The 12,670-nt window shown below is 68.9% G+C and carries 14 protein-coding genes; 8 read left to right on the forward strand and 6 right to left on the reverse strand.

All coding sequences use genetic code 11. The features are described 5' to 3' along the window. Positions 1 to 2 precede the first annotated feature (2 nt). On the reverse strand, positions 3 to 470 hold the full coding sequence (locus AC04ME_RS12205) for a VOC family protein (RefSeq protein ID WP_153302259.1): 468 nt from the start codon (positions 468 to 470) through the stop codon (positions 3 to 5). A gap of 70 nt (positions 471 to 540) precedes the next feature. Beyond that, the gene (locus tag AC04ME_RS12210) at positions 541 to 1,200 is read right to left on the reverse strand and encodes a TrmH family RNA methyltransferase (protein ID WP_194285970.1); all 660 of its coding nucleotides are present in this window, start codon (positions 1,198 to 1,200) and stop codon (positions 541 to 543) included. Positions 1,201 to 1,270: 70 nt separating this feature from the next. Between AC04ME_RS12210 and AC04ME_RS12215 the strand changes: the two genes are divergently transcribed. Beyond that, entirely contained in the window at positions 1,271 to 2,560 is a 1,290-nt protein-coding gene (locus AC04ME_RS12215; RefSeq protein WP_475435195.1) for an Nramp family divalent metal transporter, read from the forward strand. 122 nt (positions 2,561 to 2,682) lie between these two features. Here AC04ME_RS12215 and AC04ME_RS12220 read toward each other — a convergent pair whose 3' ends face one another. Next, positions 2,683 to 5,244: a rhamnogalacturonan lyase gene (locus AC04ME_RS12220; RefSeq protein WP_475435197.1), complete on the reverse strand. Its 2,562-nt coding sequence runs from the start codon at positions 5,242 to 5,244 to the stop codon at positions 2,683 to 2,685. Positions 5,245 to 5,402: 158 nt separating this feature from the next. Between AC04ME_RS12220 and AC04ME_RS12225 the strand changes: the two genes are divergently transcribed. Genes AC04ME_RS12225 through AC04ME_RS12245 form a run of 5 tightly spaced genes read left to right on the forward strand, consistent with a single transcriptional unit; the run spans position 5,403 to position 7,952 of the window. Beyond that, positions 5,403 to 5,705, forward strand: a complete 303-nt coding sequence (locus tag AC04ME_RS12225) for a hypothetical protein (protein ID WP_056374557.1) — start codon at positions 5,403 to 5,405, stop codon at positions 5,703 to 5,705. 14 nt (positions 5,706 to 5,719) lie between these two features. Next, positions 5,720 to 6,352 (forward strand): metal-dependent transcriptional regulator, encoded by a 633-nt coding sequence (locus AC04ME_RS12230; RefSeq protein WP_042541275.1) that lies wholly within the window; start codon positions 5,720 to 5,722, stop codon positions 6,350 to 6,352. Between the two features lie 55 nt (positions 6,353 to 6,407). Next, on the forward strand, positions 6,408 to 7,217 hold the full coding sequence (locus AC04ME_RS12235; protein ID WP_042541273.1) for an HAD-IIA family hydrolase: 810 nt from the start codon (positions 6,408 to 6,410) through the stop codon (positions 7,215 to 7,217). A gap of 1 nt (position 7,218) precedes the next feature. After that, entirely contained in the window at positions 7,219 to 7,788 is a 570-nt protein-coding gene (locus AC04ME_RS12240) for a YdeI/OmpD-associated family protein (RefSeq protein WP_042541271.1), read from the forward strand. After that, entirely contained in the window at positions 7,785 to 7,952 is a 168-nt protein-coding gene (locus AC04ME_RS12245) for a hypothetical protein (RefSeq protein WP_194285971.1), read from the forward strand. The genes AC04ME_RS12240 and AC04ME_RS12245 overlap by 4 nt, the downstream gene beginning before the upstream one ends. 27 nt (positions 7,953 to 7,979) lie before the next feature. Here the strand turns inward: AC04ME_RS12245 and AC04ME_RS12250 are convergent, their stop codons facing one another. From AC04ME_RS12250 to pyrE, 3 genes are all read right to left on the reverse strand, one after another. Then, on the reverse strand, positions 7,980 to 9,146 hold the full coding sequence (locus tag AC04ME_RS12250; protein WP_475435200.1) for an anhydro-N-acetylmuramic acid kinase: 1,167 nt from the start codon (positions 9,144 to 9,146) through the stop codon (positions 7,980 to 7,982). Positions 9,147 to 9,431: 285 nt separating this feature from the next. After that, a complete protein-coding gene (locus tag AC04ME_RS12255; protein WP_475435202.1) occupies positions 9,432 to 10,334 on the reverse strand; it encodes an ROK family protein in 903 nt (300 codons plus the stop codon). Beyond that, on the reverse strand, positions 10,331 to 10,891 hold the full coding sequence (gene pyrE, locus AC04ME_RS12260) for an orotate phosphoribosyltransferase (protein WP_042541265.1): 561 nt from the start codon (positions 10,889 to 10,891) through the stop codon (positions 10,331 to 10,333). Before pyrE ends, AC04ME_RS12255 begins: the two co-directional genes overlap by 4 nt. A 37-nt stretch (positions 10,892 to 10,928) precedes the next feature. Between pyrE and AC04ME_RS12265 the strand changes: the two genes are divergently transcribed. After that, positions 10,929 to 11,777, forward strand: coding sequence for an exodeoxyribonuclease III (locus tag AC04ME_RS12265; RefSeq protein ID WP_475435204.1), 849 nt, complete (start codon positions 10,929 to 10,931; stop codon positions 11,775 to 11,777). A 38-nt stretch (positions 11,778 to 11,815) separates the two neighbouring features. After that, positions 11,816 to 12,631: a Cof-type HAD-IIB family hydrolase gene (locus AC04ME_RS12270; protein WP_475435205.1), complete on the forward strand. Its 816-nt coding sequence runs from the start codon at positions 11,816 to 11,818 to the stop codon at positions 12,629 to 12,631. Positions 12,632 to 12,670: the final 39 nt, after the last annotated feature.

Genomic DNA, 12,670 nt, shown 5'->3' on the forward strand with positions numbered 1-12,670 from the left:
GATCAGGCGTTCTCGAGTTCGGCGATCACGATCTTCTTCATGTGCATGAGCGCCTGGATCTGCTCCGGCCTCTGCTGCAGCAGATCGAGGCCTGCGGGCACGACCTGCCAGCTGACGCCGAACCTGTCCTTGCACCAGCCGCATGCCTCCGACTCCGGCACGGCCGAGAGCGCCTGCCAGTAGTGGTCGATCTCGGCCTGGTCCTCGCATCCGATCACGAACGAGATCGACTCGTTGAACGCGAACTCAGGTCCTCCGTCGAGGCATCCGAACGGCGAGCCGTTCAGCGTGAAGTCGCCGTTGAGGACCTTGCCGGTCATCCCTTCGAAGTGTCGATCGAGCGATTCGTCGGGGTAGAGCACCACCTGGTCGATCGACGAGTTCGGGAACACCGAGACGTAGTACTCCATCGCCTCCTGCGCCTGACCGTCGAACCAGAGGAACGGGCGGATGCGACTGATCTCTGCCATGTCGACCTCCTCAGATCGGCACTCACGCTACGCCCGCGCAGCCGCCGTGTCGAGAGGGTCCGCCCACCTGTCAGCCCGCGTGCCTCCGGCACCACTCGTACATGATCACGGCGGCTGCCGCGCTGGCGTTGATCGATCGCGTCGAGCCGTACTGCGTGATCTCGATATGGGCCGACGCCGCGGCGAGCGCGGCATCCGACAGCCCCGGCCCCTCCTGGCCGAACAGCAGCACGCAGCGCTGCGGCAGGTCGGCGCGGTCGACCGGCACTGCGCCGTCGACGTTGTCGACCGCGATGACCGGCAGCCCCTCTGCCGCGGCCCAGGCGGTGAACGTCTCCACGTCCTCATGGTGCACGACGTGCTGGTAGCGGTCGGTGACCATGGCGCCCCGTCTGTTCCAGCGGCGCCGCCCGATGATGTGCACGGTATCGGCGAGGAACGCGTTGGCGCTGCGCACGATCGAGCCGATGTTCATGTCGTGCTGCCAGTTCTCGATCGCGACGTGGAACGGATGCCGTCTGGTGTCGAGGTCGGCGACGATCGCGTCCATCCGCCAGTAGCGGTAGCGATCGATCACATTGCGCGTGTCGCCGACCGTCAGCAGCTCAGGGTCGTACTGCTCTCCCGCGGGCCATTCCGCCTCGCCTCCGGGCCACGGCCCCACTCCGTAGCCGGGCTGCGCCGACGATCCGCCTGTCTCTGCTGCATCCGCGGCCGCCTGCTCTTCCATTCCGCCAGGCTATCCGCCGAGCCCCGCACAACATATTTAGGTACACCGAAAAATCCGCTACGATTTCGGCATGCCTAAAAATTCCGCACTCGAGACGGCTGCGCCGACCGCTCGCGCCACAGCGCCCCGCAGCCTCTGGCTTCTCGGCCCCGCACTGGTGGCCGGCGTCGCGTATCTCGATCCGGGCAATGTCGCGAGCAACATGACCGCGGGCGCTCAGTACGGGTACCTGCTCGTGTGGGTCGTGGTCGCCGGCAACATCATGGCCTGGCTGATCCAGTACCTCTCGGCCAAACTCGGAGTCGTCACCGGTCAGAGCCTGCCCGAAGTGCTGGGAACGCGACTGAAGAACCCGTGGGCACGACGCGCGTACTGGCTGCAGGCCGAGCTCGTCGCGATGGCGACCGATCTGGCCGAGGTCATCGGCGGCGCCGTCGCTCTGTATCTGCTGTTCGACATCCCCCTGCTGCTCGGCGGGATCATCACCGGGGCGGTGTCGATGATCCTGCTGGCGGTGCAGAGCCGCCGGGGGCCCCGACCCTTCGAGTTCGTGATCATCGCGCTCATGGTGATCATCACCGTGGGTTTCATCGCGGGCCTCTTCGTCGCCCCGCCCGACGCCTCGAGCATCGTCGGCGGCCTCGTGCCCCGCTTCGAGGACACCGGATCGGTGCTGCTCGCCGCATCCATCCTCGGCGCCACGATCATGCCGCACGCGATCTACGCCCACTCGTCGCTCACCCGAGACCGCTTCGGCTCGACGACGACCGATGCGCCGACGGAGGCCGTGCGCACGGAGACCTCGCGCATCCGTCGCCTGCTCACCGCGACCCGGTGGGACGTCTCGATCGCGATGGTCATCGCGGGTACGGTGAATCTCGGCATCCTGCTGCTCGCGGCCGCGAACCTCGCCGGCGTCGAGGGCACCGACTCGCTCGAAGGCGCGCACGCCGCGCTGGCCTCAGGGCTCGGTCCTGTCGTCGCGACGTTCTTCGCGGTCGGGCTGCTGGCCTCAGGGCTCGCCTCGACGTCAGTGGGCGCCTACGCGGGGGCCGAGATCATGCACGGACTGCTGCACGTGCGCATCCCGCTGCTCGCGCGTCGGCTGGTGACTCTGATCCCCGCGCTCGTGATCCTCGGCATCGGCTTCGATCCGACGCTCGCCCTCGTGCTCAGCCAGGTCGTGCTCTCGTTCGGCATCCCCTTCGCCCTGATCCCGCTCATCGCGCTCACGGCTCAGCGCCGCACACTCGGCGTCTGGGCGAACCGCCTGTGGACGACGGCGGCCGGCATCATCGCGTCCGTCCTGCTCATCGCCCTCAACGGCGCCCTGCTCTGGCTGGTGCTCACCGGCGCCTGAACCGCAGCCCCTCGAGCAGACAGGCACCGGGACGCGAGACGCAGTGGTCAGGACGCAAGACGCAGGGCGCACAGAACCGCCCCGAGCCGGCACGGGAAGAGTCGACTCGGGGCGGCGGTCTGTCACCGAGAGCGGAGGTTCTCCGTCCATCGCGAGGTCGCGCCGTCGGCGATGCGGTAGCCGGCGTCCGGCACCGCCACGACGGTCACCTCGCCGGTGACCCGCACCTTGCCGCCCGGCGATTCGACCTTCTCGCCGTTCACGTAGTAGCTGACGCCCTTCACGTTCGTCGGCACCTTGACCTCGTCGCGAGAGGTGCCCGGCTTGTCCGTGAACTTCGGCGCCTTCGGCTCCGTCGGGGCGGTCAGCACCGGCACGTCCGCCCAGTCGAGGTCGCTCGCGAGATAGAACGAGGTGTACGCCGGCTGGTTGTAGGTCGTCTGCTGACGCGCGGTCTCAGCCCGGTACTGCACATCGTGCATGAGGGTCGTGAGCTTGTGCGCCGTGGGCTCGGTCGTGGTGAAGAACCGCAGCGCGCTCGAGTCGGCCGTGCGCACCAGCAGCTCCTCGCGCCAGTCGCCCAGCACATCGGCGACGAGCGAGGGGTTGCCCTTCGTGCCGTTGTTGGTGAGCGTGCCCGTCGCGGTGAGCACAGTGCCTCGCGTCCAGTCGTCGATGGTCGGCGTCTGGTCGCCGCTGCCGTTGACGAGCTGCGTCGTCAGGTCGCCCGCCCAGCGGATCGACATGTTCGTGCCGGGCGTCTGCGCCTGCAGCACCTCGCCCGTCGCACTGAGCAGACCGCTGCCCTCCGTGCCGCCGGGCATGCTCGACCACACCTCGATCCCGGGCACGTCGGGCCGCACGTCGCCGATCATCGCCCGACCCGTGTCTCGGCCCGAGTAGGCGCCGAAGAGGGACTCTCCCGTGGCGGCATCGCGCATCACCGACCCGTACGGCGCGCTGGTCGCACCCTCATGTGCCGTCCAGATCTCCACACCCGGGCGGCTCGGATCGATGTCGGTCACGTGCATCGCGTCGCCGTGTCCCAGGCGCACCGATGCTCCGGGATCCGCACTGCCCTCGGGGAGCACGTCGAACGAGCTGTACAGCAGGCTGCCGTCGTCGTCGATCGTCGCGGAACCGTAGACGAGCTCCTGCCTGCCGTCGCCATCCACGTCGGCGAAGCTCAGCGAGTGATCGCCCTGCGTCGTGATCGTGCCGAACTCGGGGTCGCTGCCGTCGCGGCCGTGCGGCGAGTCGTTGAACGGGTTCGTCAGGGGCACGTGGCCGCTGTCGACATCCCAGCGGGCCTTCAGCCGCTTGCCGTCCCAGTCGAAGGCCGCGACGGTCGTACGCGTGTAGTAGCCGCGGGCGAAGACCGCGGACGGATGCTGACCGTCGAGGTATCCGACTCCCGCGAGGAAGCGGTCGACGCGATTGCCCGGCTCGATGCGCGACATCGCGTAGTCGCCCCACAGCAGGCCGTCGTCGCCGCGCTCGGTCGGATACGGGATGGTCTGCAGCTCCTTGCCCGTCGCGCTGTCGAAGACGGTGAGGTACTCGGGCCCGTCGACGATGAACCCCTCGAACTCTCGCAGCAGGTTGCGAGCGCTGCGACCGGGCGCGTACACGTCGATGAAGGTCGTGGCGAGCTCCTGCGCCGACTCGGGCGAGAGCGGATACTCGTGCGCGACGGGCATGCCCCACGCCTCTTCGAGAGTGGCCGGCCACTGACCCGACACGACCTCCGCCCGCTCACTCCAGCCGAGGAACATCTCGACGAGGTGCTGCTCGTAGTCCGCGGCGCTGAGTCGGTAGTCGTCGTCGTTCGAGTAGCCCGCCTTGCGGTCGTCCTTCGGCAGCGTGATGTACGACTCGCTCGCGACGCTGCCGTCGGCGGTGTACTGCACGGACTTCGTGCCAGGGGCCGTCTTCAGCATCGTCTCGGAGCGTCCGTCGCCGTCGAAGTCGTAGACGAGGAACTGCGTGTAGTGCGCACCGGCGCGGATGTTCACGCCGAGATCGAGGCGATTGAGCAGCGTGCCATCGAGCTCGTAGGTGTCGAGGTAGACGGGGCCCGTGTAGCCGCGCTGCGAGACGTCCTTCGAGTTCGAGGGGTCCCACTTCACGACGTACTCGTACTGCCCGTCGCCGTCGACGTCGCCGACCGACACATCGTTGGCCGAGTAGGTGTAGGCCTCGCCCTTCGGTGTGACGCCGTCGGCGGGCTTCTGCAGCGGAAGGTCGTAGTGCCCCTCCGCCCACGCAGACACGGACGGCGAAGCGGATGCCGTCAGCTCGACGCCGTTCACCACCGGGACCACGGAGTACTGCGATGCGGCCGCGCCGTCGGCATCCGCGTAGTTCGTGCTGTCGGTGATCGTGGCGATCTTCGCTCCGTCGCGGTAGACGGCGAAGTCGGGACCCGCGAGCCCCGTGGCGGTCGCACCGCTCGCCTCGGTGGCGAGCAGTCTCCAGCTGAGGAAGACCCCGTCGGTGGTCGAGACGGCGACAAGACCGCGGTCGAGCGTCTCGAGCTGTGGCGCCTTCGGACCGGAGTCATGGCGACCGGCCGTCGGCGCTGTGGGCGACGCCGCCGTCGCACTCTGCGCGCCTCCCACGAGGAGGCAGCCGACTGCGGCCACCGCCACGACGGCGCGGAACGATTGGTGTCGGATATTCATCGTCGAAATCCTTCTCTGGGCATGGCGCCCGCTCGGATAGCGTTTTCCCGTGCCCGGTCGAAGCTACCCGCAGAGCTCGTCCCCCGTCAAGGAATCCGGGCCGATTGACACGATTCACAGCGTGCGCGGCGGAGTGCTCCGACGGTTAGGCTCGAAGGATGTCTGCCGAAACCGCGCGCCGCAACGTCCGCATCCTCACCTGGATCGGCATCGCGACCGGCGTGATCGGCGGGCTGCTCGTCGCCTTCCCCACCGTGCTGCCCTTCGGCGGCCCCTGGGTGCAGCTCGCCCTGGGCATCGCGACCCTCGTGCTGGCCTTCCGCGCGCGCAAGATCGGCATCGCTGAGATCGAAGGCTTCGACGGTCGGCTCTCGCTCTTCGCCGCCCTGCTCGGGTTCCTCATCGTCTTCTTCGCGGGCCAGGTCGCCTTCGGGATCCTCGTCGACGTCGCGAACCCCTGATCTAGGCTGGACCCGTGGCATCCCCTGCAGCAGACGACTACCTGAAGACCGTCTACGCGCACACCGAATGGCAGGACGCGCCGATCACCCCCTCGGTGCTCGCGGCGAAGCTGGGCATCGCCCCGTCGTCGGTGACCGAGATGGTCAAGAAGCTCGCCGCCGCCGGGCTCGTCTCGCACGTTCCCTACGGCGCGGTGCGGCTGACGGATGCCGGCACGCAGCGAGCTCTGGCCATGGTGCGTCGGCACCGCCTGATCGAGACCTGGCTGGTGCAGGAGTTCGGCTACGGATGGGACGAGGTGCACGACGAAGCCGAGGTGCTCGAGCACACGATCAGCGACCGTCTGCTCGAGGGCATCGACGCACGCCTCGGACGCCCGCGGTTCGACCCGCACGGCGACGCGATCCCCGATGCCGCAGGCGTCGTCGAACGCGAGCCCTTCGTGCTTCTCGCCGATGCGCCGTCGGGGCACGTCGGACGCGTGCTGCGCGTCGATGACCGAGACCCGGAACTGCTGCGTGCTCTCGAGGGGGCGGGCGTCACCGTCGCCGCGAACATCACGACGACCCCCACGGGCATCGAGCTCGAGGGCACCGCGACCGAGCTCCCCGACGGCGCCGCACAGGTCGTCTGGCTCAGCGCCTGAGAACCTCGTCAGAACCTGACACCTGCCCGTAACCGCCGCCGCATAGGCTGTGCACATGGCACACCGCGACAACATCGAATGCTGGCTGACCGACATGGACGGCGTGCTCGTTCATGAGAACGATGCCATCCCCGGAGCGTCCGAGCTGCTCGCAGGGTGGGAGCAGAACGAGATCCCCTACCTCGTGCTGACGAACAACTCGATCTTCACGGCGCGTGACCTGTCGGCCCGCCTCCGCGCCAGCGGGCTCATCGTGCCCGAGGAGCGGATCTGGACCTCGGCACTGGCGACGGCCGACTTCCTCGCGCAGCAGCTGCCCGGCGGCTCGGCCTTCGTGATCGGCGAGGCGGGCATCCTCACGGCCCTGCACGAGGCCGGCTTCATCATGACCGAGACGAACCCCGACTTCGTGGTCGTCGGCGAGACCCGCAACTACTCGTTCGAGGCGATCACCAAGGCGATCCGGCTCATCATCAAGGGCGCGCGCTTCATCGTCACGAACCCGGATGCCACCGGGCCGTCAGCCGACGGCGTGATGCCGGCGACGGGCGCGATCGCGGCCCTGATCACCAAGGCCACGGGCAAGGAGCCGTATGTCGTCGGCAAGCCGAACCCGATGATGTTCCGCTCGGCCCTCAACAAGATCGGCGCGCACTCGAAGAAGACCGGCATGATCGGCGACCGCATGGACACCGACATCATCGCCGGCATCGAGGCGGGGCTGCACACCGTGCTCGTCATGACGGGCATCAGCGACGAGGCCGAGGTCGAGAAGTACCCGTTCCGCCCCGACGAGATCGTCGACTCGGTCGCCGATCTGCTGCCGACGGTCACCGAGTCGATTCCGACGCTCGACGAGGACTGAGATGGGCGCGCTCGACGAAGGAGAACGGGTCGTCGCAGCGGATGCGGCCGCCTGGCGCGCCTGGCTCGAAGAGCATCACGAGCGCACCTCGGGCGTCTGGCTGTTGAGCGTGCGCGGTCAGAACGAGGGCAGGGTGGGATACGACGACGCCGTGCGTCAGGCTCTGTGCTTCGGATGGATCGACGGCCCCGTGCGCACGTTCGACGACGAGACCGTGGGTCAGTGGTTCTCGCCCCGCCGACGCGGCAGCGGGTGGGCGGCGACCAACAAGGCGCGGCTGATCGACCTCGAGGCCGCCGGGCTGCTCGCGCCCGCCGGCATCCGCGTGCTCGAGACCGCCAAGGCCGACGGGTCGTGGACTCTGCTCGACGGACCGGAGGCGGGCATCGAGCCGCCGGAGCTGACCGAGGCGCTGGATGCCGTGCCCGCTGCACGAGCCAACTGGGACGCCTTTCCGAAGTCGGTCAAGAAGTTCGGCCTGACGCACATCGCGATGGCCAAGCGTGCAGAGACGCGATCCGCCCGGATCGCGAAGATCGTGGCGGATGCCGCCGAAGGGAAGCGCCCATGAACCAGTCCGACCTGCTGTTCCTGGTGATCTTCGTGATCCTGCTCAGCTCGCTCACCGTGTTCATCGTGCAGTTCGTCCGCTCCCGTCGCCGCGGCGGAGGCGACGGCGACGGCCGCGCCGGCTGGTGGGAAGGTCCCTGGGACGACGACGACCGCAAGCGCTGACCGGCGGCGTTTCGCACCCGACGTGGATCAGCGCAGCGTCAGACTGCGCACGCGCTCGACCGGTTCCGGCATCCGCAGCGGCCCCGCACCCGGCGTGATCGTGCCGAGGATGCGCGGCTCGCGCGCTCCCGTGCCGCCGGGCGTCACCGCGGCGACTCCGTGCATGGTGCACCACCCGATCAGTGCGAACAGGATCGCCTCCTTGCTGTCCACCGGGGCACCGAGCTCATCGGCGAGCACGACCTCGACGCCGGGGAGAGCATCGCGCAGACCCTGCATGATCAGCGGGTTGTGGCATCCGCCCCCGGAGACGGCCAGGAATCGGATACCGGCGGCACGCACGTCCTGAGCCACCGTGCGGACGGTGAGTTCCGTGAGGGTGCGCACGAGGTCGGGGACTGAGATCTCTCGTCCGTCTGCGGTCATGCGATCGATGTGAGCACGCACATAGTCGAGGTGGAAGTGCTCCTTGCCCGTGCTCTTCGGGGCGGGGAGCGCGTAATAGGGGTCGGCGAGGAGCGTGGCCAGCAGCGCCTCGTCGACCGTTCCGGTGCGGGCGATCGCGGCGTCCGCGTCGTACCCGCGCTCGTTCAGGCCTTCCGCCACGACGACGGCGTCGACCAGCGCGTTCGCCGGACCGATGTCATACGCCGAGAGCCCGTCGGCGCCCACCACGGTCATGTTCGCGATGCCGCCGAGATTGACGGCCGCCGAGACGCCCGCTCGGCCACGCAGCAGCAGCTCGTCGAGGAACGACACCAGCGGAGCGCCGTGTCCGCCGGCGGTGATGTCGCGGATGCGCACGTCCGACACGACCGGCGCGCCCACCCGCTCGGCGATCCATGCCGGCTGGCCGATCTGCAGCGTGCCGAGCGCGTGGCCGTCGGCGACCCAGTGGAAGACGGTCTGGCCGTGCGTGCACACGGCATCCACTCCCCCGACCGCGTCGGATGCCGCCGCGGCGACCTCGGCGAAGGCCTGCCCGATCAGAGTGTCGAGCTCGCAGACCTCGGCGAGGGTGGTCGGTGCGGGTGGCAGCGCGGCGACGAGTCGGGCACGGAGGTCTGGCGAGTACGGGATGCTGTCCTCGTGCAGCACCGTGCCGTGCAGCGCGCCCTCGCTCTCCTCGAAATCCACGACCGTGACGTCGATGCCGTCGTGCGAGGTGCCCGAGAGCAGTCCGAGCATGCGCATGTGTGTTCCTTCCGTCGCCTGYTACGAGCGTAAGGCCGATTTGTTAGGGAGGCGAACGGAATCCATGTCGAACCCGTAATACTGCAGAATGCTTGGYGGGAGGGCACCATCGAACCATGCCCGACCCGGACTTCATCCTTGCCCTCATCGTCTCCGACATCGCCATCGTCGCGATACTCGGAACGGGGTTGCTTATCGGTTTCCGAAAGCTCGGCAGGAGCCTTGATGCACTCGAGGCGGATATGGGGGCTGCCCTCGACAGATTGGCGAAGTGCGGCGCTGACGTCAGCGCAGGACGAGCGCCGCGGCGCCGATGAGCGGCCCCTCGTCGCCGAGACCCGAGCGCACGACACGCGTGCGGCGGGAGTACTCGTGCGCCGCGCTCGCGGTGAGGGCCTGCTGCACGAGGTCGATGTAGTCGGCCGAGACCCGCGAGAACCCGCCGCCGATCGCGACCATGTCGAGGTCGACAAGGGTCGCGGCATCCGCCAGCGCTTCGCCGACCGCCTTCGCCGACCGTTCGATGGCCGCGCGGGCGATGGCGTCACCGGCAGCGGCATCCCGCGCCAGGTCTTCACCGGTGGCTCCGGTCCAGCCCTGCTGCTGCGCCCAGGCGGCACTCGCCGGGCCGGAGGCGATCTCCTCGAGCGTGAGTCCGCCCTCGCGGCGCACCTGGCCCAGGTGTCCGGCATTGCCGGTGGCGCCGGGAATGTATGCGCCATTGACGACGAACCCTCCACCGACTCCGGTCGAGACGACGATCGACAGTGAGGCACCGGCATCCTGCGTCGCACCGAGCCACGACTCGGCGAGCGCGAGCGCCCCGCCGTCGTGGCCGAGAATGGTCGGCACCTCGCGGCCGAGCGCAGCGGATGCCGCAGAGCGCACCGATTCCGCGAGCCCGAATCCCCGCGCAAGCGGCATGTTCACCGGCATGATCGCTCCGGCGCCGCGGTCGATCGGGCCGGCACTGCCCGCTCCCGCACCGACGAGTTCCGCGTCAGCGGGGAGCGCAGCCAGAGCATGCGTGACGATCGCGATGACGGCCAGGTCCAGCGATTCGAGCGTCGCCTCGCGTCCGGTCGCCTGACGCGAGCGGCTGCCGTCGACCAGCTCACCGTGCTCGCTCACGAGCGCGGCCTCCATCTTGGTGCCGCCGACGTCGACGGCGAGTGCGTAGCGGGTCACTGGGGGTCGAGTCCGAGGTCGTCGAGGTCGAAGGCCGCGCGCCATTCGAGACCCTCGGCTTCGATCGCGGCCTGAGCGCCGGTCTTGCGGTCGACGATCACGGCGACGGCGACGATCTCGGCGCCCTCCTTGCGCAGCGCCTCGACGGCCTTGAGCGCGGACTGACCCGTGGTCGAGGTGTCCTCGAGCACCACGACGCGCTTGCCCTTGACGTCTGCGCCCTCGATCTGGCGGCCGCGGCCGTGATCCTTCGGCTCCTTGCGCACCACGAAGGCGTCGAGCGGCTTGTCGGCGGCGACCGAGGCGTGCAGCACCGAGTTGGCGATCGGGTCGGCGCCGAGGGTCAGGCCGCCGACCGCCACGACGTCGAGGTCGCCGATCAGGTCGAGCATGATGCGGCCGATCGCGGGAGCGGCGCGGTGGTCGAGGGTGAGCTTGCGCATGTCGACGTAGTACGTCGCCTTCTTGCCGCTCGAGAGCGTGAAGTCTCCGTGGAACACGGCCTCGTCCTTGATCAGGTCGAGGAGGGTCTGGCGGTCAGCGTCGAGTGCGGTCACGGCATCCAGTGTAGGAGGTGGGCCCTAGGCTTGACGCATGCGCTTGGCCACCTGGAACGTCAACTCCATCCGCACCCGCGTCACCCGCACCGTCGAGTTCGCCGTCAGGGAAGACATCGACGTGCTGGCGATGCAGGAGATCAAGTGCAAACCCGAGCAGTTCCCCTATGCTCCGTTCGAGGACGCCGGCTACCACGTCGAGGTGCACGGCCTGAATCAGTGGAACGGCGTCGCGATCGCGAGCCGGCTGCCGATCACCGATGTGCGCACGGCGTTCGACGGCATGCCGGGCTTCGGCAAGGGGCATGAGGGGCCGGATGCTCCGCTCGAGGCTCGCGCCCTGGGTGTGCTCGTCGACGGCGTGCGCGTGTGGAGCCTGTACGTGCCGAACGGCCGCTCGCTCGACGACCCGCACTACGCCTACAAGCTGCATTGGCTCGAAGAGCTGAAGAAGTCGACCGCTGCCGAGCTCTCGGCGAACCCCGATCTGCCGCTCGCCCTGGTGGGCGACTTCAACATCATCCCGTTCGACGCCGACAACGGCGACCCCGACATCGTCGAGGGCGTCTCGACGCACGTCTCGCCGCAGGAGCGCCAGGCCTTCTTCGCGTTCGGCGACGCGGGAGTCACCGACGTCGTGCGCCCGCTGCTCCCTGAGGGCTACACGTACTGGGACTACCAGCGCCTGAAGTTCCCTCGCAACGAGGGCATCCGCATCGACTTCATCCTCGGCTCGAAGACGCTTGCAGAGGCCGTCACCGGCGCATCCATCCACCGGGAAGAGCGCAAGGGCGAGCAGCCCAGCGATCACGTTCCCGTGGTCGTCGAGTTCGACCTCGGCGGTGCCGACGAAGACGACGACGACCTGCCGATGATCTTCTCCTGACTTCCCCGTCGTTGAGCGAGCGAAGCGAGACGAAACGGATGACCCTGCGCCTGATCGCCACGGACCTCGACGGCACTCTGCTGACGTCGGCATCCGAGGTGAGCGTGCGCACGCGCGCGGTGCTCGACGCGGCGCGGGCACGCGGCATCCACGTCGTTCCGGTGACGGCCCGTCAGCCGATCGGCTTGCGCACTCTCGCGGGCGATGCTGGGTTCGACGGCTGGGCGCTGTGCAGCAACGGCGCCTACGCGACCCACCTCGTCGACGGGCGGATGCTGTTCGCCGAAGAGCTTCCGGCAGAGACCATCCGCACCCTGGCCGAGGCGCTGCGCGCCAGCATCCCCGGGCTGCTGTTCGCGAGCGTGCGGGAGGGCGGCGAGACGTTCGTGGCCCAGCACGGCTACTCCGAGATCGCCGACCTCGCCGACCACAAACGCGATCCTCGCACGATGGGCGGCGTCGCCCTCGACCACGTGCTCGCCGCACCGAGCCTCAAGTTGGTGATCCGGCATCCCGAGCTCGCCCCGACAGCGCTGTTCGACGCACTGTGCGCGCTCGAACTCACCGGCTTCGAGGCGACGCTGTCAGGCGCCCCGTTCCTCGAGGTCATGGCCGACGGCGTCACCAAGGCCACGGGGCTGGCTCGCCTCTGCGAGCACCTGGAGATCGAACGCCGCGACGTCATCGCCTTCGGCGATGCCCTCAACGACGTCGAGATGCTGCGCTGGGCGGGCCACGGCGTCGCGATGGCCGGCGCGGCGGACGTCGTGCACGATGCCGCGGACGAGACGACCACCTCGAACGACGACGACGGGGTGGCGAGGGTGATCGAGCGGGTGATCGGGATCGGCTGACCGGACATGACACGAGAGCCCGGCAGCTTCCGCGGAAGC

It is taken from the genome of Microbacterium sp. LjRoot205 (assembly GCF_056175745.1).

Bases quoted from the DNA above. Each gene is read 5' to 3' on its own strand.
- AC04ME_RS12205 (WP_153302259.1), bottom strand. From the start codon at position 470: ATGGCAGAGATCAGTCGCATCCGCCCGTTCCTCTGGTTCGACGGTCAG.
- AC04ME_RS12210 (WP_194285970.1), bottom strand. From the start codon at position 1,200: ATGGAAGAGCAGGCGGCCGCGGATGCAGCAGAGACAGGCGGATCGTCG.
- AC04ME_RS12215 (WP_475435195.1), top strand. From the start codon at position 1,271: ATGCCTAAAAATTCCGCACTCGAGACGGCTGCGCCGACCGCTCGCGCC.
- AC04ME_RS12220 (WP_475435197.1), bottom strand. From the start codon at position 5,244: ATGAATATCCGACACCAATCGTTCCGCGCCGTCGTGGCGGTGGCCGCA.
- AC04ME_RS12225 (WP_056374557.1), top strand. From the start codon at position 5,403: ATGTCTGCCGAAACCGCGCGCCGCAACGTCCGCATCCTCACCTGGATC.
- AC04ME_RS12235 (WP_042541273.1), top strand. From the start codon at position 6,408: ATGGCACACCGCGACAACATCGAATGCTGGCTGACCGACATGGACGGC.
- AC04ME_RS12240 (WP_042541271.1), top strand. From the start codon at position 7,219: ATGGGCGCGCTCGACGAAGGAGAACGGGTCGTCGCAGCGGATGCGGCC.
- AC04ME_RS12245 (WP_194285971.1), top strand. From the start codon at position 7,785: ATGAACCAGTCCGACCTGCTGTTCCTGGTGATCTTCGTGATCCTGCTC.
- AC04ME_RS12250 (WP_475435200.1), bottom strand. From the start codon at position 9,146: ATGCGCATGCTCGGACTGCTCTCGGGCACCTCGCACGACGGCATCGAC.
- AC04ME_RS12265 (WP_475435204.1), top strand. From the start codon at position 10,929: ATGCGCTTGGCCACCTGGAACGTCAACTCCATCCGCACCCGCGTCACC.
- AC04ME_RS12270 (WP_475435205.1), top strand. From the start codon at position 11,816: ATGACCCTGCGCCTGATCGCCACGGACCTCGACGGCACTCTGCTGACG.